Source organism: Shimia sp. MIT910701 (assembly GCF_047126315.1).
In the GTDB taxonomy this organism is placed as follows: Bacteria; Pseudomonadota; Alphaproteobacteria; order Rhodobacterales; family Rhodobacteraceae; genus Shimia.
On sequence record NZ_CP138953.1, the window covers coordinates 1,825,001 to 1,845,204 of the forward strand.

14 protein-coding genes, 1 tRNA gene, 2 rRNA genes and 1 pseudogene are annotated in these 20,204 nt (G+C 51.1%); 11 read left to right on the plus strand and 7 right to left on the minus strand.

The genetic code is table 11. The features are described 5' to 3' along the window. Positions 1-374: 374 nt before the first annotated feature. From SIB38_RS08675 to SIB38_RS08690, 4 genes are all read left to right on the plus strand, one after another. Positions 375-3,205: ribosomal RNA gene (locus SIB38_RS08675) — 23S ribosomal RNA — on the plus strand. Positions 3,206-3,337: 132 nt separating this feature from the next. Next, positions 3,338-3,452, plus strand: a 5S ribosomal RNA gene (gene rrf / locus SIB38_RS08680). Positions 3,453-3,607: 155 nt separating this feature from the next. After that, positions 3,608-3,684, plus strand: a tRNA-Met gene (locus SIB38_RS08685). A 349-nt stretch (positions 3,685-4,033) separates the two neighbouring features. Further along, positions 4,034-4,186 carry a hypothetical protein gene (locus tag SIB38_RS08690; RefSeq protein ID WP_412551808.1) on the plus strand — a complete coding sequence of 51 codons (153 nt, stop codon included), beginning with the start codon at positions 4,034-4,036 and terminating at the stop codon, positions 4,184-4,186. A gap of 36 nt (positions 4,187-4,222) precedes the next feature. Here SIB38_RS08690 and SIB38_RS08695 read toward each other — a convergent pair. Next, positions 4,223-5,296 (minus strand): annotated as a pseudogene (locus SIB38_RS08695) (recombinase family protein); the annotation flags it as partial. Between the two features lie 425 nt (positions 5,297-5,721). On the opposite strand from SIB38_RS08695, the gene SIB38_RS08700 reads away from it, so the two are divergent. The 5 genes from SIB38_RS08700 (at position 5,722) to SIB38_RS08720 (ending at position 11,414) form a co-directional block, all read left to right on the plus strand. After that, positions 5,722-7,064, plus strand: a protein-coding gene (locus SIB38_RS08700) for an IS3 family transposase (RefSeq protein WP_412550264.1) whose coding sequence is annotated in 2 segments (ribosomal slippage) — positions 5,722-6,049 and positions 6,049-7,064 — 1,344 coding nt in all. Because the reading frame shifts where the segments join, the coding sequence is not laid out codon by codon here. Between the two features lie 840 nt (positions 7,065-7,904). Continuing rightward, positions 7,905-8,333, plus strand: a complete 429-nt coding sequence (locus SIB38_RS08705) for a hypothetical protein (RefSeq protein WP_412551809.1) — start codon at positions 7,905-7,907, stop codon at positions 8,331-8,333. Then, positions 8,330-8,662: a PilZ domain-containing protein gene (locus SIB38_RS08710; RefSeq protein ID WP_412552031.1), complete on the plus strand. Its 333-nt coding sequence runs from the start codon at positions 8,330-8,332 to the stop codon at positions 8,660-8,662. The genes SIB38_RS08705 and SIB38_RS08710 overlap by 4 nt, the downstream gene beginning before the upstream one ends. Positions 8,663-9,021: 359 nt before the next feature. Beyond that, the gene (locus SIB38_RS08715; protein WP_412551810.1) at positions 9,022-9,540 is read left to right on the plus strand and encodes an oxidoreductase; all 519 of its coding nucleotides are present in this window, start codon (positions 9,022-9,024) and stop codon (positions 9,538-9,540) included. Beyond that, positions 9,510-11,414, plus strand: coding sequence for an ATP-binding protein (locus SIB38_RS08720; RefSeq protein ID WP_412551811.1), 1,905 nt, complete (start codon positions 9,510-9,512; stop codon positions 11,412-11,414). The genes SIB38_RS08715 and SIB38_RS08720 overlap by 31 nt, the downstream gene beginning before the upstream one ends. A gap of 677 nt (positions 11,415-12,091) precedes the next feature. Here the strand turns inward: SIB38_RS08720 and SIB38_RS08725 are convergent. Both SIB38_RS08725 and SIB38_RS08730 read right to left on the minus strand, forming a co-directional pair. Continuing rightward, the gene (locus tag SIB38_RS08725; RefSeq protein ID WP_412551812.1) at positions 12,092-12,286 is read right to left on the minus strand and encodes a DUF1289 domain-containing protein; all 195 of its coding nucleotides are present in this window, start codon (positions 12,284-12,286) and stop codon (positions 12,092-12,094) included. A 248-nt stretch (positions 12,287-12,534) separates the two neighbouring features. After that, a complete protein-coding gene (locus tag SIB38_RS08730) occupies positions 12,535-15,090 on the minus strand; it encodes a response regulator (protein WP_412551813.1) in 2,556 nt (851 codons plus the stop codon). Positions 15,091-15,534: 444 nt separating this feature from the next. Between SIB38_RS08730 and SIB38_RS08735 the strand changes: the two genes are divergently transcribed. Beyond that, positions 15,535-16,050: a fasciclin domain-containing protein gene (locus SIB38_RS08735; protein ID WP_412551814.1), complete on the plus strand. Its 516-nt coding sequence runs from the start codon at positions 15,535-15,537 to the stop codon at positions 16,048-16,050. Between the two features lie 396 nt (positions 16,051-16,446). Here the strand turns inward: SIB38_RS08735 and SIB38_RS08740 are convergent, their stop codons facing one another. Then, complete coding sequence (locus SIB38_RS08740) at positions 16,447-16,707, minus strand: hypothetical protein (protein ID WP_295176462.1); 261 nt, start codon at positions 16,705-16,707, stop codon at positions 16,447-16,449. Between the two features lie 382 nt (positions 16,708-17,089). Continuing rightward, positions 17,090-18,040: an alpha/beta fold hydrolase gene (locus SIB38_RS08745; RefSeq protein WP_412551815.1), complete on the minus strand. Its 951-nt coding sequence runs from the start codon at positions 18,038-18,040 to the stop codon at positions 17,090-17,092. A gap of 169 nt (positions 18,041-18,209) precedes the next feature. Between SIB38_RS08745 and SIB38_RS08750 the strand changes: the two genes are divergently transcribed. Then, entirely contained in the window at positions 18,210-18,938 is a 729-nt protein-coding gene (locus SIB38_RS08750) for a helix-turn-helix domain-containing protein (protein ID WP_412551816.1), read from the plus strand. 131 nt (positions 18,939-19,069) lie between these two features. Here the strand turns inward: SIB38_RS08750 and SIB38_RS08755 are convergent, their stop codons facing one another. Together SIB38_RS08755 and SIB38_RS08760 are read right to left on the minus strand one after the other, a co-directional pair. Beyond that, positions 19,070-19,549 carry a hypothetical protein gene (locus SIB38_RS08755; protein WP_412551817.1) on the minus strand — a complete coding sequence of 160 codons (480 nt, stop codon included), beginning with the start codon at positions 19,547-19,549 and terminating at the stop codon, positions 19,070-19,072. Then, complete coding sequence (locus tag SIB38_RS08760; protein ID WP_366011525.1) at positions 19,485-19,712, minus strand: hypothetical protein; 228 nt, start codon at positions 19,710-19,712, stop codon at positions 19,485-19,487. Before SIB38_RS08760 ends, SIB38_RS08755 begins: the two co-directional genes overlap by 65 nt. Positions 19,713-20,204 lie beyond the last annotated feature (492 nt).

A 20,204-nucleotide genomic window follows, 5' to 3' on the forward strand; every position in this document is an offset into this window, starting at 1 on the left:
TTTGATCGCCCTAAGTACGGGGATGATCTCAGTTAGGTGCCGATCCTTTCGAGGTGACGCGAGCCTTTGATCAAGACTGTTTCCTCGGTCTTCCAAGGGTCTGCCTGCTGAAACGAACAGAGTTGTCCAAGTCAAGTACACTAACCCGCAAGATCGAGAGATCTTGCATTGTTCCTTATCCTCTTCGTGGGGCCGACCGACATCGGCAGCGAAGGTTCCAGGGTAAGGAGCGGGAAAAGTATGACTTTTGGTTCAGAAACAGGATTGTGCGGCATGCCAGCCAAACGATCACGAATGACTTAGTCCTCAAGTAGCGCACTGATTTATTTTAGTGGGCGGTAGGACATCAAAACAGTCTTTCTCTTTCTGGATCAAATCAAGCGCGAGAAGGGCGTTTGGTGGATGCCTTGGCAGTAAGAGGCGATGAAAGACGTGATACTCTGCGATAAGCTTGGGGGAGCCGAGAATAGGCTTTGATCCCAGGATCTCTGAATGGGGGAACCCACCTGACAGTTTGTTATAATAGCCTTCGGGCTGCCTATAACTTACTGAACCAGGTACTTTTGACCTGAATACATAGGGTCTTAAGAGCAAACCCGGGGAACTGAAACATCTAAGTACCCGGAGGAAAGGAAATCAATTGATACTCCGCTAGTAGTGGCGAGCGAACGCGGACCAGCCAAGCCTGATAAGTGAGAAGAACCGTTTGGGAAGACGGGCCATAGTGGGTGACAGCCCCGTATTCGAAGCTTTGAAGGATGTATTAAGTAGGGCGGAACACGTGAAATTCTGTCTGAAGATCGGAGGACCACCTTCGAAGGCTAAGTACTCCTTACTGACCGATAGCGAACCAGTACCGTGAGGGAAAGGTGAAAAGCACCCCGACGAGGGGAGTGAAACAGTACCTGAAACCGAACGCCTACAATCAGTTGGAGGCCCCTTGAGGGCTGACAGCGTACCTTTTGTATAATGGGTCATCGACTTGGTCTATCTAGCAAGCTTAAGCCGTTAGGTGTAGGCGCAGCGAAAGCGAGTCTTAATAGGGCGCATGAGTTAGATGGATCAGACCCGAAACCGAGTGATCTAGGCATGGCCAGGTTGAAGGTGCGGTAACACGCACTGGAGGACCGAACCCACATCTGTTGAAAAAGATCGGGATGAGCTGTGCCTAGGGGTGAAAGGCCAATCAAACTCGGAGATAGCTGGTTCTCTGCGAAATCTATTTAGGTAGAGCGTCACACGAATACCCCGGGGGGTAGAGCACTGGATGGGTAATGGGGCCCCACAGGCTTACTGATCCTAACCAAACTCCGAATACCCGGGAGTACTATGTGGCAGACACACTGCGGATGCTAACGTCCGTAGTGGAGAGGGAAACAACCCTGACCTACGACTAAGGCCCCTAATTCATGGCTAAGTGGGAAAGCAGGTGGGACGACCAAAACAACCAGGAGGTTGGCTTAGAAGCAGCCATCCTTTAAAGATAGCGTAACAGCTCACTGGTCTAAATAAGTTGTCCTGCGGCGAAGATGTAACGGGGCTCAAGCCATGAGCCGAAGTCTAGGGATGCGTAAGCATCGGTAGCAGAGCGTAGTGTGACATAGTTCCAATCCTCTTTAGCATTCTTCGGAATGCCTTGGAGGATATGGAGCTTTCGATGAAGCGGGCGCGTGAGCGATCCCGTGGAGAGATCACTAGTGAGAATGATGACATGAGTAGCGACAAAGAGTGTGAGAGACACTCTCGCCGAAAGTCCAAGGGTTCCTGCTTAAAGCTAATCTGAGCAGGGTAAGCCGGCCCCTAAGCCGAGGGCGAAAGCCGTAGGCGATGGGAACTAGGTTAATATTCCTAGGCCAGGAGGATGTGACGGATTGTGAAGGTAGTTCATTCTTATCGGATTGAATGGGCTGCTGATCAGTTCCTGGAAATAGCCCTCCATGAGACCGTACCCTAAACCAACACAGGTGGACTGGTAGAGCATACCAAGGCGCTTGAGAGAACGATGTTGAAGGAACTCGGCAAAATACCTCCGTAAGTTCGCGAGAAGGAGGCCCAGTTTCTACGCAAGTATTGGCTGGGGGCACAAACCAGGGGGTGGCGACTGTTTACTAAAAACACAGGGCTCTGCGAAGTCGCAAGACGACGTATAGGGTCTGACGCCTGCCCGGTGCCTGAAGGTTAAAAGGAGGGGTGAGAGCTCCGAATTGAAGCCCAGGTAAACGGCGGCCGTAACTATAACGGTCCTAAGGTAGCGAAATTCCTTGTCGGGTAAGTTCCGACCTGCACGAATGGCGTAACGACTTCCCCGCTGTCTCCAACATCGACTCAGCGAAATTGAATTGCCTGTCAAGATGCAGGCTTCCCGCGGTTAGACGGAAAGACCCCGTGCACCTTTACTACAGCTTCACACTGGCATCAGGCCATGCATGTGCAGGATAGGTGGTGGGCTTTGAAACCGACACGCCAGTGTCGGTGGAGCCTCCCTTGAGATACCACCCTTGCATCGCTTGATGTCTAACCGCGGTCCGTTATCCGGATCCGGGACCCTGTGTGGCGGGTAGTTTGACTGGGGCGGTCGCCTCCTAAAGCGTAACGGAGGCGCGCGAAGGTTGGCTCAGAGCGGTCGGAAATCGCTCGTTGAGTGCAATGGCAGAAGCCAGCCTGACTGCGAGACTGACAAGTCGAGCAGAGTCGAAAGACGGCCATAGTGATCCGGTGGTCCCGAGTGGAAGGGCCATCGCTCAACGGATAAAAGGTACGCCGGGGATAACAGGCTGATACTGCCCAAGAGTCCATATCGACGGCAGTGTTTGGCACCTCGATGTCGGCTCATCTCATCCTGGGGCTGGAGCAGGTCCCAAGGGTACGGCTGTTCGCCGTTTAAAGAGGTACGTGAGCTGGGTTTAGAACGTCGTGAGACAGTTCGGTCCCTATCTGCCGTGGGTGTAGGATACTTGAGAGGAGTTGCCCCTAGTACGAGAGGACCGGGGTGAACGATCCACTGGTGGACCTGTTGTTGCGCCAGCAGCAGTGCAGGGTAGCTATGATCGGACAGGATAACCGCTGAAGGCATCTAAGCGGGAAGCCCCCCTCAAAACAAGGTATCCCTGAGGACCGAGGTAGACCACCTCGTCGATAGGCCAGAGATGTAAGTGCGGTAACGCATTCAGTTGACTGGTACTAATGGTCCGATAGGCTTGATTTGATCCAGTAAAAGTAAGACTGGAAATCAAAAGCATACACACTACACAATCAGTGAAATGACTTGGACACCAACTCTCGCGCTCAAGTAGCCCTCCGGGCGGTAGCGCAAATGAGTATGAGGCCGTTTGTTCGGTTTGGTGATCATAGCGCGAGTGAAACACCCGGTCCCATCCCGAACCCGGCCGTTAAGCACCGTAGCGCCGATGGTACTGCATCTTAAGGTGTGGGAGAGTAGGTCATCGCCAAACCTAACAAACGACCTCAGTATCTCTCTACGATGAAAAAAAAAAGAATACCTTCAGAACAATCAAAACGTCCTGAAGGGCGACAGATCTCAAACCCAACCGGAAAGAGATCAAACCGGCCTCAAGTAGCCCTACCGGCGGTAGGCCAACCAAACTGTCGCGGGATGGAGCAGCCCGGTAGCTCGTCAGGCTCATAACCTGAAGGTCGCAGGTTCAAATCCTGCTCCCGCAACCAGCGATACAGAACGGCCTGAAGCTGCAAGCTTCGAGGCCGTTTTTGTATGCCCATTCGTTTGTCCCAAAGCCAGCAGTCCAGCCAGTTCGCCAACAAGCTCAATTGTCATGGGGCCTTCATCGTTCGGGATTAGCCGGATCTCCTCCAGTAGAGAGCGGATCAGGGCGGTCGCTTCGGCTTTGGTCTCTGGATCGTTCAGAGCCTCGGTCAGGTTTGCCACCTTTTTGCGGTACACGTCGGACAGGTTGGAGTGCAGCAACACCGGCGCCGTCTGGTCCGCATTGGACAGATCAGCTTCTAGTTCCGCTTTGCGCGTTTCCAAACAGTCCATTTTCGCCTTCATGCTCTCGTGGAACATCCCTTCGGCAATAGCCTCGACAATCCGGTCGATCTGGCGCGAGACCTCCCCCAGTTCCCGTTTGGTCTTGGCGTCATCGAAGGTGCTTTGCGCGGTCAATCGGTTGTGTTCTTCCTGATAGGCTTTGACGAACTCAGCAATTAGGTCTGGATGCAGAAGCTGGTCTTTGAGGCCAGTTAGAACACGGCCTTCCAGTTCTGCCCGCTTGATGGTCTTGCGGTTGTCGCAGGTTCCCTTGTTACGGCTATTTGCGCAGCCATAGTTGGTTTTGCCAACAATGGTGTATCCTCCGCCGCAGCATGCGCACTTCAATAAGCCTGAAAACAAATGCTTGGGCCGCCTGGCACGCTCAGGTCGATTGAGCCCCTTGGCGATCACGGCACTTCGGGAGGTCAGTTGGCGGGCCTTGACGGCATCCCACAAGTCCTGAGGGAGAATACACAGGTCAGGCACTTCCTCAATGATCCAGTCCTCCAGCGGGTTTAGTCGTGCTCGACGTTTGCCGGTGTTTGGGTCTTTGATGAACCGTTGGCGGTTCCAGACAAGGCGTCCGATGTAGAGCTCGTTGTTGAGAATGCCTGTTCCGCGCTTGTGATTGCCATAGATGGTCGACGCCCCCCATCCAGCAGCGCGAGGGCCAGCGATACCGTCTCGGTTAAGCGCAGCGGCGATGGCACGCGGGCTGATGCCGTTGGCGTAGTCCTGGAAAATCGCACGAACGAACTCTGCTTGCACTTCGTTGACGGTGCGCTCGCCAGTGGTCATCGTGCCATCGGCTTGCAGTGTGCGCACAACGTCATAGCCATAGGTGATGCCGCCGGCGGCTTTACCTTTGCGTACGCGGCCCTCAAGGCCGCGATGGGTCTTTTGGGCGAGATCTTTGAGAAAAAGGCTGCTCATTGTGCCCTTGAGGCCAATGTGCAACTCAGTAATGTTGCCTTCGGCCACAGTGACAATCGGAATGCCTTGAAACTGCATCTGTTTAAAAAATGCAGCGATGTGTTCCTGGTCACGAGCGATACGGTCTAAACCTTCGGCTACGACCACTTCAAAGGTGTGGTTGCGAGCGTCCTCCATCAGGCGCTGATAGGCGGGACGGAGGTGGGTGGATCCGCTGATCGCGTGGTCTGCGTAGGTCTCGGCCTCTCGCCAGCCGTTGCCGGTAATCAAGCGGGCACAGAGGTGGTGTTGGTCTTCGATGGAGGCGTCGGTCTGAAGGTCGGTGGAGTAACGGGCGTAAATCGCTGCGCGCATGAAGGCAGGCTCCTGAACAGTGGTCGTGCAAATGGCGCCCCAATAGCTAGAGGGCTCGAAGGGGCGCCGACAACAGTTTTTTGCGGTTAGGGAACCTGACCGGTAACTTGGTGGTCCGTGTAGCTTTGTCTGGCGGCTTGCTGGCCAATAAGCCGGGCAAGCCTCAAGAGGCTGTCATGTGCAGGTGTTGAAACTGCCGGCTCAGTTTGGAGAGGGGACTTCCGCGTCATAGTTAGGCCCCCCCACGGATTGGGCGCATTCGTGCGATAAGTGAGGAGGGGTCAGAGGTATCAGGCCGCCAGTGCCTAACGCGTGGAGTGTTTAAGAAATTGAGAGAAATGTCTGACGTCAGCACCTATGGGTCCAATTAGGGTGATTTGATAAGGGAGAGTTTCTGGCTCATCGTAACCACTAAGGAGTGGAAGATGAGAAAGACTACGAAGAGCCCTGGCGAGAAGATCGTTAAAGATATCAAGCGCGCCACCCGTAAACAGTATTCGGCGGAAGAGAAGATCCGTATCGTCCTTGATGGTCTTCGTGGCGAGGACAGCATAGCTGAACTGTGTCGCCGCGAGGGGATTTCTCAAGGCGTTTACTACAAATGGTCGAAGGACTTCATGGAGGCCGGTAAGAAGCGGCTGGCGGGCGATACAGCGCGTGCCGCAAACACTGACGAGGTGAAAGAACTGCGCCGCGAAGCAAAGGATCTCAAGGAGGTTGTCGCGGAGCAAACATTGGAACTGCGTCTTCTCAAAAAAAGCATGACAGGCGATGGGGGCGACCACGAATGAGGTATGCCGCATCCGAGAAGCTGGAGATCATCCGGTTGGTTGAAGAAAGCCATCTGTCAGCGCGTCGTACATTGGCCAAACTGGGTATCCCTCGCACCACATTCTACCGTTGGTACGACCGATACCTGCAGCGCGGGGAGGCTGGTCTTGAGGATCAGTCTCCCAAGCCCAAACACGTTTGGAACCGCGTTCCAGACGAGGTGAAGCGCAAGGTCGTCAGCTTCGCCTTGAAAGAGACAGAGCTGTCACCCCGCGAGTTGGCGGTGACCTTCACAGACCAAGAACGGTACTTTGTATCGGAATCCACAGTGTATCGCACGCTCAAGGCACATGACCTGATCACCAGCCCAGCATTCATCGTGCTGAAAGCCGCGAATGAGTTCGAGCATAAGACAACGGCCATCAACCAGCTTTGGCAGACCGACTTTACCTATCTCAAGGTTCTGGGGTGGGGCTGGTTCTATCTCAGCACAATCCTGGACGATTACAGCCGCTACATCATCTCGTGGAAGCTCTGCACGACCATGCGGGCGGAGGATGTGACTGACACGCTGGACTTGGCTTTGCAGGCGTCAGGGTGCGATCAGGTCCACGTTGTCCACAAACCGCGCCTACTCAGCGACAACGGCTCCAGTTACGTCTCGGGTGACCTGGCTGAGTGGCTGCAGGACAAAGGCATGAAACATTCACGTGGAGCGCCGTATCATCCCCAGACGCAGGGCAAGATCGAGCGTTGGCATCAAACTTTGAAGAACCGGATCTTGCTGGAAAACTATTTCCTGCCCGGCGATCTCGAAGACCAAATCGAAGCCTTCGTCGATCATTACAATCACCAGCGATATCACGAGAGCCTGAAAAACGTCACACCAGCCGATGTCTACTTCGGACGTGACCAAGCCATTCTGGAACAACGAGAAAGGATCAAACGGAAGACATTCGAAGCGCGACGCTTGCATCACAGTCAACGCGCAGCATAATCAAACCGACCCGATGAGCCGAACACTCTCTTAGTTCACGCCGCTTTTGGTTCCAAAAACTTTGACGACGGACAGCCAACTTGCCGCAATCTGGACTGCAATATCACTATCGAAGCCCGATTTCCGGGTGGGGCGCTGTGTTGGTGACATGTTTGGACAGCTTTGAGATTAACGGAGAGCGGCAACGAGCGATAACAAAAACCCTGCAGTCTTTACCGTCCGCCACTATGCCAGTCGCACCGGCGTGGTTTCTGTGATCAACGCTAGCTCAAACGCTTTGCGTCGTCCTGACGTGGTGTGGATTGCTCGCTTTTTGTGGTGCGACATACTACCACAAGGCGACGGTTTTTTGTGAGGTTCAACAAGCCCAAACGACTTTTTCAGCCCATGCGTTGTAAATTATCTCGTAAAATCTGAAGGTTATATGGGTTTTGTTGCGGGTTCTTGAAACTGTTGACGTCTTAGAAACCTTATGGAAATAATTTGAGGCGCAAATAATGTATTTGAAACTCACCTTTAAGTCGGTCAAGCAACGGTTGGGCTCGCATGTGTAAACAGCTTCAAAGCTACTTCATTGAAAACGGATGGCTCCGATGAAGATTGTGCCAAATCTATTATGTTTGTTAGCTCGGAGGTAGCGGCGGTCTCATTCAAAACTGAACTCGAGGCAATTGTGATTACTCACGGCCTTCGGTTCCCGTATGGGACGAAACTGCAATATAGCTAACGGTTTGGAACGGTTACTCCGCCTCTGTTTCTAAGTCACAGCACAAGCATAGTAAGATTGTTATAATATTTCATAGCAATCTTCTTCTGCATTTCGGTAGCTACGAGGCATAGATGTCCAAAGAATTATTAAAGAGTTGGATTGAACACGGCTGGTTAAACGGTGAGCTTGATACGGTAAACAGTATTCTGCCCGCTACTTTCAGTATCGCAGGTCTGCCTGCCTCAGAGCACTTTCCAAGGGCAGAGTTTCCGGAACTTGTTGAACTGTTCAGGCGCTTGACCGGCCCGGGTGTGGTCGAAATCACCAATATTATCGAAGATACGCCATGGTGCAGTGCAACATTCAAACTGATTGGAAAGCCAGCCACTCAGCTCAAACCAATCACCATTGATGTCTTTCTAGTGGCTAAATTTGAGAGCGGCAGGATGACGGAGCATTACACTGGGTTCGACTATTTTTCTCTTTTCTCACAGTTAGGACAAATACCAGAGAACTCGCTAGAACACTGTCTACTTGGGGGACACCTGACTTGGACTTGATTGGAAATAGACGATATTCAGATAACCGAAAATCTGGGCGAAGGTTCAGTAAACAGATAGCATGTGAGGTTCAGTTTGAGAACCACACGTTGGGGGCCGTGACCATTGATCTTGGAGCGCATGGAGCCTGCATCGAAGCAAGCCTCAATATTCACAGACTGGTTCGTCAAGCCGAAATTCGAATAATACTAGCCAACTCCATTTCTCGAAAAGCAAGAATTGTTTGGAGTTCCGGAACTAGAATGGGACTTAACTTTACAGTTCCTATTCGTCGGACGCAGCTGGAAGCGCTTCTCGGTTCTGAATTAGGGAGCCTAAATCATCGATAGATCACCCAGATTCAGTTTGCTCGATAAGAACGATAGCCAGACAGCCTGGGCATCAAAGCTCACGGCCGGAACTTTGACTTGGAGTGGAGTTCCTACCTCCCATCCTCAAATTTTGCGCAAGCCCTGCAGTGTTCAAAAAGTGAGCACAAGATAGCCAAGGATGCATGTGTTGAAGAAAAAAATTGGCCTTCCAAAGAATTAATGCATTTTAAATGTATCTTTATTTGAATGCAGTCGCACCCTGCGGCAGTGGAGAAGAAGAAACGGACTAATTGATCCGGGCTACGGATGCAGAAACGAGAGAAAGTAACACTGCTGAGGATTTGAAGATCCTTGGATGAAACTTGAGAGGTGACTAAATGAACAACTGGTCAATTCACTTCAAACGCCTTGTTGCGGTGGCGGCCGCTATCATGTCGTTCTCAATGACTGCCACAGCAGAACAGCTTCCGCTGCCCGCCGGCGAAGTAATTTTGACTATTTCTGGCGCTATTGGAAAAACAAACACGCAGGCAGGCGCAGAGTTCGACTTAGACCTGCTTAAAGCGCTGGAATGGGAGGAGGTGAATACCTTTACGTCGTTCACCGACGGCATGCAGACATTTGAGGGCCCTAGGCTATCGTCGTTACTAGATTTCGTTTCGGCATCAGGAACCACAATTGGTGCGTCCGCGATAAACGATTACTTCGTGGACATTCCAGTTACACATGCAGAAAACCAAGGGGTTATTTTGGCCGTTTTGCACAATGGCAAGGCGATGACCGTGCGGGACAAGGGGCCAATCTGGGTCATTTACCCGCAGTCCGAAGATGAGGCCAAGCTAAAGAAATTTGACAATGAGATGATTTGGCAGCTGATTTCTATGGAGATTCGATAGGTATGCGGCTCCATAGAATTTTGAGTACTCGGCTTTTAAGACCATTCGCCGTGGTCGCCGTATTGGCTGCAGTGCTTTGGGCCGCAATCAATTCGGAAAATCAACGTCGTCAAGTCTCGACTGACGACGCGCTCAGACTTTCATCTTTAACTTGGAAAGTAAATGAAGCAATTTACGAAGCCCTTCGTTTGCACATTGCGCTTCTTCAGGTCGAACAGGGAAACGTACCGGCCAAGTCTCTCCAGACAAGAATTGACGTTCTATGGAGCCGCTTGGGAACCTTTGATCAAAGGGACATTTTCAGCGATCTAGACCTAAAGGAGATGGTCAAAGGCTATGAGAGCTTTTTGACGGCACTTGAAAAGTCTTGGGGCAAAGACCTGAATTTCAATAGTCAGCAACTTCAGGCCGCCAAATTTGAACTTCAGGCGTTAAATACTGATTTTAGGCGTTTGTGGATAACCGACTACCTTCAACAACACAGGTCCGTCGTTCATTTCGCACAATATAACAGCAATCGGGATGCGGTTTTTCACAATAATCTTATAATTGCATCTTTTGTCGCGGTATTGATTTATTGTGCTTTTGAGTGCGTTGTTTCATTCTTGGCAGCGAAAAAGGAAAGAGCTCTCCGCCGAGAAGCAATAAAGAAGAGTGAGGCAAAGTCTGCCTTTGTGGCCAACGTTAGCCATGAAATCCGCACTCCTCTGAATGGAGTTTTGGGAATGGCACAGCTGTTGTCTGAAACTTCACTTACACCTCAGCAGAACGGAATGGTCGGCACAATCCTAACTTCAGGAAAGGTTTTGCAGCACACAATAAACGACATTCTAGACATTTCAAAAATTGACTCCAATGCTTTTGTATTTGCGGAGCGCGTGTTTTCGCTACAAGAAATTGTGCAAAATGTTTTTGTGATTAATGAGCCAACGGCGAGATCAATTGGCATCGATTTTAGCTTTCAAATTTCAAGTGAAAGTCCCGTAAAGTTGCTGGGAGACTCGATGAGGATTGTCCAAGTAGTTAATAACTTGGTATCTAATGCACTCAAGTTTACGGACGTCGGGTTTGTTAATCTTCGTGTATCAGTTCGTGACGGTGGCTCGCCAAGCACCAGACAGTTGATGTTTTCAATTGAGGATAGTGGTTGCGGCTTATCCGAACACGAAGCACAGTTGGTTTTTGATCCCTTCTACCAGACAGAGCAGGCGACCCAAAAGAAGTATAAGGGAACAGGTCTAGGACTGTCGATTTCGAGCGCAATATGTAAGGCGATGGGGGGAGATCTGACGGTATCAAGTGTGCTTGGGCGTGGCAGCACGTTCACCGCAACTTTTGAGGTTAAACCGTTCTGTTCTTCGGCGATGCAAGATATCGAAAAGAAGGAAAAAATTGGCGATGGTCTAGTACGAAAAATTTCAGATCTCAAAAGAGCGAGACAAGACAACGAATTGAGTAATTCGGGGTTGCGTGTGCTGATAGTGGACGACAGCAAGATCAACCGTAGAGTATTAGGAGCTTTCTCCAAAAAACACAGTAATTCCATTGAGGAAGCGGAAACTGGCGAGGAAGCTATCAGTCTAACTGAAGAAAAATATTTCGACGTCATTTTTATGGACATCAATATGCCTGGTATGGGCGGAATGGCTGCTACCTCAAAAATTCTTAGTGAGAAAAAGAGGCTGGGATTGCCGCCCCCTATCATCATAGCAGTGACGGCCAATGTGATGCCCGATCAGTTGCAAGAATACAGAGCATGCGGTGTGGATCAAACTGTTGCCAAACCGGTGCGCAAGCGCGAAATTGACTATCTGTTAAAAGAAATCGGAGGGCGGATTGCCATGGATGAATTGGGTGTTCAACGTACAGGTTGAGGTATTGAACCACTAAGCCTTTTCTGAGGACTTTTTAGCTTCGAGCTCCGAGAAAACGGCATTAATCCGTGTCATCGATGCCGCTTTACAAATGAACGACTACTTGACGCACTTTGGAGCGTCGGTGTTTTTATGAATACTAAGAAGGTGGCGTCTTCAAAAGCTAATAGGCGGCTAACCGGTTATTGAAACGCATGAATGGGGTAAGATGACAGGAACTCGAGGTGCTCTGACGCCACAGCAGCGGGCTTATCCAACATCGGAACATGCCCACATTCATCAAGTTTAGTTAAATGTGATGTCGGCAAATTCTGATCGAGTAGTGCAGCGCCACTGATATGAAAAATCCGGTCTTCTTGGCACCAGATTATCAGCGTCGGCATTTCAAGTGAGGGCGCAAGATCCAAGACCGTTGGTAGGCCAGATTTTTTATGCACGACATCCCATATGCGGGCGTTGTGATCTGCCCGGGCCACCTCGTCCTCCGACCAAGTCCTAAGGATCGGGCCGGGGATGTATAGAATATTTGGGGACAGCGACTAGTTACGTTCAGCAAAGTCTTCGGTTGTTTGAACGACCAGAGGGGTTATCCCGAGATCTCGTGCCTTATCCATGTCACTTGGTGTTGGGGTAGGGATCCCAGCGGCCATTCGTCCGCTCTCTTTTTTGCAACGGCCTTACTTCGGCACAGGCGGCGTTTGGGTCAATTTAGTCATTCGACTCTTTAGTTCCTTCTCAATGATATTTGCCTCGTAAGGTTTCATTTTTTTCCACCTTGCGCATTCCTCCCTTGTGCGGCCACAGCCAAGACACCAGCCACAAGGGCCTGTAAATTCACAGACATCGACGCAGGGACTTTTACGTTTTTTCATAGTTGTTGAGTGCCTTTAGCGGGAGGAAGGTCATTAGTTGCATTCACAGCTGTTGTTCCACAAAAGGCCGATGGAGTGGCCCCAAACAATTGGATGATCCGCTTTAAGTCTCGTGGACCTCAGAGTATGGATAAGCGCTGCCGGACCATCGTGCTACCACAATCAGACTTTTCTGGACGTTGGAGAAAGATACGGCGGCCATCCCCTGCATGCGTCAATTCACTGAGCGCAACGCAACTATGTCGTCGTCATTGCGCTTGTCTCAATTGAGACATTAGATTGGATGCGACATAACGTGTTTCGACTAGCGAACGTTCCGCGGTGTCAAGCAAATCTCTAGAGGAACTCAATGTTCCATTCTTCAGACAATCTTCGATTTTTCTAAAACTTCTGTGTAATGCATTAGCGCCCAGGGAGGCGCAGGCACCAACTGCGTTGTGGACACGGGTTTTCAAAGCCTTCTCCCTATAATGTGACGCGTCGCAGGATTTCAGCCTAAGAATGATGGAAGTGGCTTCATCCAACAGTTCATCCAGAACTAGGTCAGTTGGTCCAACGCCATTTGCTCGAACCAGGCCTTTAAGCTTTTCCGTTTCAAACACGGATCGGTATGCTTGGTTATCGAAAGTGAAAAATTTCTCTTTTTCCGCCAAGGTAGCTAAGGTTGAATGAAGCGCCTCAATTGAGATCGGTTTGGTTAGAACACCCTGCATCCCAGAGGAAAAAATCTTTTCTTGGTCATTCGGGCTGGCATGAGCGGTTTGCGCGATAATTTTTGTTGTGCGATTAGGACCGTCACTTTCTCGCAACCTTCTTGAGACCTCGGTACCGTCGATGTACGGCATACTGATATCCATTAAAATCAGGTTGAAACGTTCGTTCATTGCCGCCTCAAGCGCAATCGAACCGTCTTCAGCCTCAGAAACTGAGTGTCCCAATCCTTGAAGCATGTCCGTAAGTAGCAGGCGATTAATTTTGTTGTCATCGACTACAAGCACCTTTTTACGTTCCTTGTTTTTGATGGGTTCAGGATTATTACGCAAAGAAGGGGCTTTTAGACTGTCGCGGGTGGTAAACTCGGAGCAGCCTTCAGGGAGATCAACTGGAATTTGTACGCGGAATTCACACCCGTTACCAAACTCGCTATGCAACTCTATCTGACCGTCCAACGCCTCGACAGACGTTGCTACAATGCTCAACCCAAGACCTGTGCCTTCAGAGTGGCGTCCATAGGATGCGTCAAGCACTGTAAATGGTTCAAAGACACTGTCAAAATCAGATGATGGGATTCCTGGGCCACTGTCTTTAATTGTGAACGCTAGAGTTCCAATCGAAACGTGCTCCACTGAAATGCTGATTTTCTCGCCCGCTGCAAACTTTACTGCATTGCCGACGAGGTTTGCGACTATTGTCTTTAACAGCCTCGGGTCGGTCTCTACCTCAAGTGGAGTATTTGGTGCGAATGTGAGGATGATCCGACCGCCAGACTGCTCGACTTGTGCATAGTTTTCTTGAACAATGTCACTCATCAGGTCTCTAAGGTTGACTAACTCCTTTTCGAGAATGACTTTGCTGCTGTCGAGCTTGCTCACTTTTAGTACGTCGTTGACGTGCTTAAGCAGTGTATTTGAAGAGGTGCTCACGTAGCCAAGGTATTTCTTTTGTAAATCGGTTAATTCAGTCCGCTCCAGTAAGTCGACAGCTCCGATGACACCATTCAACGGCGTACGCATCTCATGACTAAGCACCGAAATAGATTGCGACTTTCGCCTGTTGGCTTCGTTGGCAGCTTCTAACGAACTCTCGAGTAAAACTCGGTTATCCGACCAGTTGTCCAGCAAGCCGTTGAAAACACAGCGAAGATTTATGAGTTCTTTCGGCGTCAGACATTTGAATTCGGGTACCCGCGCCGCCAGGTCCCCGCTGCGAACTTTCGTAGCAGCTTTAGATATAGATTGGATAGGTCGCGCAATCAGACCCGATAGGAACCAGCTGACCAAAGCTGCAAATAACAGGAGCAGTAGTAGTTTTTCCAGAAGCTCGTTAGCTTCAAGTCTCGCGGCTTCTTCAAGTTCGGAAACCGGCTGCGGTACCATCGCTCCCCAACCCGTGGATGGAACGAATGTGAAGCCGGCAATGACGTCGGCCTTCAATCGTGGAGCATAGAATTGCATTGCTCCGGTTTGTCCTGACGTCATTCGTTGAACGATTTCAAGTCCAGTTACGTCTTTGGACGTATCAACCCACTCTTGTTTCGGATGTGCTAAAACTCGGCCCTTGTTGTCTACAATCATGGCGTGACCACGTTCTCCAAATGCAATTTCAGATTGTCGTGAAATCACGAAACTCGTGTCGACGGCTCCGACCAATAGAGCCCCTGACTCCGACACGCGAGCTATGTAGATAACAGGTCCAAAGGGCGACTGTCGGACACCTGAAAAGTTTGAACTGTCGCGAACGGCAATCTCGCGAAGACTGGCCACAATTTCCTGTGATGGGGCATCGAATTCTCGGGAATACAAAATGTCGAGAGAACTCTGTTCGAAATCGAAAACTGCCAACATTCTAAATTGGTACGAATCCAGCAATGCATCCATCGAGCCTCGTGTGAATGAGAGGGCATCGTTCGCCATTACAAAGTCAAAAGTTGCCCGAACATCAACTGCGTAGCGTTCTAACGTCGAAGCAAGGTTCTCGGCGATAACTAGATGTGATTGCTCTGCATTAGCTATCGCGCGGTTGTATGCTACGTTGTAGCTGTTTTGTACAAGGATGGTTTCCGCCAGCAGCAAGACAAACAGCATGCCCAAAAAAATGTAAACACGTACTCTTTGGATTATGCCGCAGAATATTCCGGATCGTCTTCTAACTCGCGCCACTGAAGGACCTCCCGTTGCTTTGCAACGGCTAACCTATCTATACAAATGAGCTGGGAGGTATAAAGGTTACTTCACATAACCTTTCGTATATTTCAACAAACCTTCTGCCTTTTTGACGCGATGAGTTGAATGCTCCGACTGCAGTGACGCAAAGTCGAAAACAACGCTTGAGGATGCGGGAAGGGCATTGTTGGTGGCGTCTGTAACATTTCCACGGAAAACATTCGGAATACGCTGATTATTGCAGAAAATCAGTGCTTCGAAGGTCGAATTCTCACGTTGGCGTGAACGGGAAATCGGAGTTCGGCCGCGGGTGCGTACCTCTCTACACGTAAATGAGCGTGAATAATCCAAAGGTAAGGCATTGAAATGAAAACCATCTGTAAATTCAGCGCAGCCGCGGTTGCAGTCATGACACTGAGTTCCGCCGCGAGCGCTGCTGACATCGTTGAAATCGCATCGGGCGACGAGCGTTTCTCAACCCTTGTGGCCGCTGTCAGTGCTGCCGGTCTGGTTGAGACACTGCAGGGCTCCGGTCCATTCACTGTTTATGCGCCCGTGAACGACGCTTTTGCTGCGCTGCCTGAGGGTACTGTAGAAACGCTTCTTAAGCCTGAGAACAAAGCTCAGCTGACCAATGTGCTCCTCTACCATGTCGATGACCGCAAGCTGAGCGCCGAGATGATCCCGAGCGGTTCGAACTACTTCAAGCCAGTTTTGGATTCGGAGCGCTTGTGCATCACTAAAAACTCGTCTGGCGTGTCGATAGCAGATGGCACTGGCGAAATCGCCAACGTTGTTATTGCAAACATTGAGGCCGACAACGGTGTGATCCATGTGGTCGATAAGGTTCTGCTGCCTGGCACCCGCCCTGCCTGCCACTAAAAAAGCCATAAAGTGGAATACAGGCCTCGGCGAAACTGAGGCCTGCATCGCTTACGATTTGGGCTGGGTGCTGTCGCTCACGGCAACCGGCCAAAACGGCTTTAAGGGCTGTCTCACGTTATGCGGAGTTCGGCGCTCAGTTTGTTGATGCAAGTGGTATCGTCTAATCTCAGCTCAAAGCGGTCTTTGGTCCAGAGTGGGGACGATGGTAGCGAACGGATGTTGCGAGTAGCCGCGTTTTGTACCAACGGAATTCTTCGTGTCTTGGCGAATTTGATTTGCGGTGTCAGCATCGTCTCACAACCCTCGGCTTTTCAATACTCTAACAACCTAGTCTGCCCTGATAGATGTTCACCGGACCCGCGCCTTTTTGAAGAGTGTGTGTCTTCTGGCGTTCTATTCGACCGAATTGTCCGATTCAGCCTTTTTGAACACTAGGATCGTTATGAAAATCCCAGAAATTAGCAGAGTATGTGCCGCAGCCGTTACGCCAAAAACAAAGTAACTGCCGACCATGAGCGAGAAGATTGCGCTCCACATCCAAGCCAGCATTTGCATCAATAAGTGGGCTGTAGGAATGGGCTGGTTTTTGAGTGGGTTCTTGTTTTCATTCATGACTGAATCCCACATCGTTTTGATGTTCATATTAGTGGTCATGTTTCAACTCCCGTTGCATGTTGCATCTTCTCCCACGCACCCTCCTCGGACGTACATGAAAAGAGCCGCCTTTGTTTGAAAGGCAGGGTACGACAAGGCGAGAAAGCGTAAGTAAAAAATATACGCGCCAACAGCGCCAACGGACCAATTTTAGCTCATCTTCGCTTGAAAGATCGGTGTATTCCCTAAGTAGAATCCAAGTCTCCTCAGGGCCAATCATTGTGTTCTTCGTTTGGCAGTTTTTATCCAACTGAGCTGCGAAAAGTCACTTCCTCCCGTAACACTACGGCAGTATCCCGACCACTGCCGGGATCGTCCGGCCTGCTGCTCGCAGAGTTGGCAAAGTGTTCTGAACCTCGCAAGGGCGACAGGCCGGCTATTGTTACTTAGGATCCGGAAGAGACGACAGGAACTTGAGGTACTCTGACGCTACAGCTGTGGGCTTATCCAACATCGGAACGTGTCCACAGTTGGCCAGCGTCGCCAGATGTGATGACGGCAAATTCTGATCGAGTAGTGCAGCCCCGCTGATATGAAAAATCCGGTCTTCTTTACACCAGATTATCAGCGTTGGCATCTCAAGTGAGGGCGCAAGATCCAAGACCGTAGGCACGTCGGACTTGCTATGCACGATTTCCCAAATGCGGGCGTTGTGATCGGCCTGGGCCACTTCTTCCTCCGCCCAAGTCCGAAGGATCGGGCCCGGGACATATGGAATATTGGGGGACAGCCACTCGTTACGTTCAGCAAAGTCTTCGGTTGTTTGAACGACCAGTGGGGTAATGCCGAGATCTCGTGCCTTATCCATGTCGCTTGGTATTGGGGTAGGGACCCCAAGTGGGCTGCCGATAAAGGCAAGGCTTGCGATTAGTTCAGGATGCTCTTCGGCCAAGAGCGCTGCAACGTAGGCCCCCATGGAGTTTGCCCCAACGTGAACAGCTGTTAGATCAAGCGCCTGCATCACGGTCAGTAAGTTTGCCTGCTGTTGATCTAACAAATAGTCGTCGTCTGCGCGCAGGGCGTTGTCCCCAAACCCGGGAAGATCAACGGCAACGACGCGGTAATCCTTTGTAAGGTCACGGGCCATTTCGACCCAATGTTCCTTGCGCGCATAAATGCCATGTACCAGCAAAACCGTTTCACCTTGGCCGCCTTCCAAATAATGGATATCTCCAACGTCAGTTGAAATCACCTTGGCGCTCAGTCCAGCGGAGGCGTTGTTTAAGGCGATCAGACCTTTTGCGACCTGTGATGGGAGCGCATGCCAAGCCACCACGCCGCAGAAAATTAGCAGACCAAATGCAATGGCCAGCCTTCGAAAAATGTGTGTCATAAGTCCTCGGATTAGATAGTCGGAGCCAGAAGCCCTTACTAAGCACATCTTCCAGACGCCTCTCTTGAAGAAACGTGCAAGTCCCTTCGTACTGTCCTTCACATTTCCCCCTTGCTGCAGCATTCTCAGGATTGCGCCAAAGTTGCCCGCAAAGTTAGGTGAAGTGGTTATGCCTTCAGTTGCCCCCGCTTTTCGCAACCACAAATTCTCCTTCGATAAAGGCGAACTTGGGATGCATGAGAACCTGATGACATGCGTCATTGTCGGGCGCAGAGAGCCTGTTCTAGTTTGCGATGACAGCGACCAAAGGGAAGCGCATGCGATCTGCATCAAACCCGATGTGCCGCATCGCGTCGCCATCCAAGAGGGGGGCGCGGAGATTGTATATCTGGATGGCGTAAAACTGGACGAGAATGCCCCAAAATTTGGAGAGCTGTCCGAAGCCTGGCAAAATTTACCTCAGGCAATTGAGGCGAGGGACCACATGGCTCTGGCAAGTTATCGTCAGACGCTCAACAGAGACGACATACCTTCGGATGCCGGAGTAATGCGGATCGTAGAGCGTCTTTACAAAGATCCTTTTGAAAGGCTGTCTCAGTTAGACCTTGCTCAAGAGTTACAGCTCGAGCGCACGCTTGCAATGCGCCACTTTAAATCGACAACGGGCCAGACCTTCCGAAAGTTCAAGATATGGGCGGCTATGATGTGCGCAGTTGATGCTGCGTTTAATGGTGAGAAGATCGGTCTTGCAGGCATACAGGCAGGGTTCTCAGATGCGGCACATCTGACACGGACCGCAGCAACTCTGTTTGGGATCACGCCAACGCAGGGGTTGTCAGGGCTGAGCGGATTCAGCAGCTTTGCGTTCTGTCCCAGCATCGTGAAACCCTGCAACTGATTTGTTCCGTAACTGTTGTTAGAAAAGACGGATTATTGTGGGGCTGATCAGCAGCGCTGCATTTGCAATAGTCTTATGTAAGGTCCATTTGGCGCCAAAGCGTCGGAGTTCCACACAAATTTCGGCCGTGCTTACGTACGGCAACGCAATTTAGTTCGGTACCGGCGGTTGCGTGCTCCCGCAACCAGCACAGACGAACAACAAGCCGCCGCAAGGCGGATTTGTTCGTTTTGACCTGCACCCAAAGTTAGAAAGCCCGCCAATTCTCCAATCAGTTCGAGGGCCAAACTCCCATCAGCATTAGGCGCAAGACGAATGCTCTCCAGCAGGGAGCGGATGATCGTGGTGGCTTCTGATTTGGTCGCCGGGCCGTTCAGTGCTTTGGTCAGGTTGGTGACCTTGGTGCCGTACACCTCGGAGAGGTTGGGGGGCCGCAAAACGGGCGCAGGGGGCTCGGCATTTGCCAACGCCAACTGACCGGCAAGAGCGCTCTCAAGTTCCAAAGTCAGCTTCCCTGTCTCAGCCGCCGGGTGGAGCGCAATGCGATCAATCAGCCCGCGTAGAGCCTCCCCCGAGGTGTCGCAATGGTCGGCTTGATCCAATTCCCGCACTTAGGTTTGAAGACGCTCCCGGTAGGTTGCCGCCATTCCCGGATGCAGGCGCAGCTTCGCGGTAGAGCCGTCTGAGCTTTTTGGGGTTCGTTTGCCAGCCCTGCCGTTCCACCATCATATGCAGCCGCCGATAGTCGAACAGGCGACGGTCTTCCGCGAAGATCTCCTAGGCGTCGCGCAGCTCCGTGTCATCGGGCCGGCGCGATTGATACCGCACCTTGGCCGATCCACCACCAGAGCAGCGCACGCCTGACGCTGGTTCACCTGATGCACCTCTATCAAATGAACCACCACTTTCCGCTCGGCGTCGGTGTCCCCCCATTTGTGTTCCTATCCCGTAACAGCGCAGTGTCGCGCATCTGCGCCGCCAGTATCGCGTTCTCGTCTGCCAGCGTCCGAAGCCTCTTTGCGTCTGCCGGATTCGTCCCGTTTACTTGCTCTTGTATTCGCAAAAGCTGCCCTGGCCGTTCCCGAAGCGTCTACACGCGTCAGCCTTGTCTCGCCAGCTACCTGGTCATTTATCATCTGTATGATCTGCTCGTCGGTGAATCTCGCCTTCAGTGCGCCGTCCCAAAAGGTGGGGAGAAACTACACAAAACGGCGGCGGAGTTAGGGGCTTTGGCCCATTGGATGTTCGCTCCGTTTCTGGTCCAAG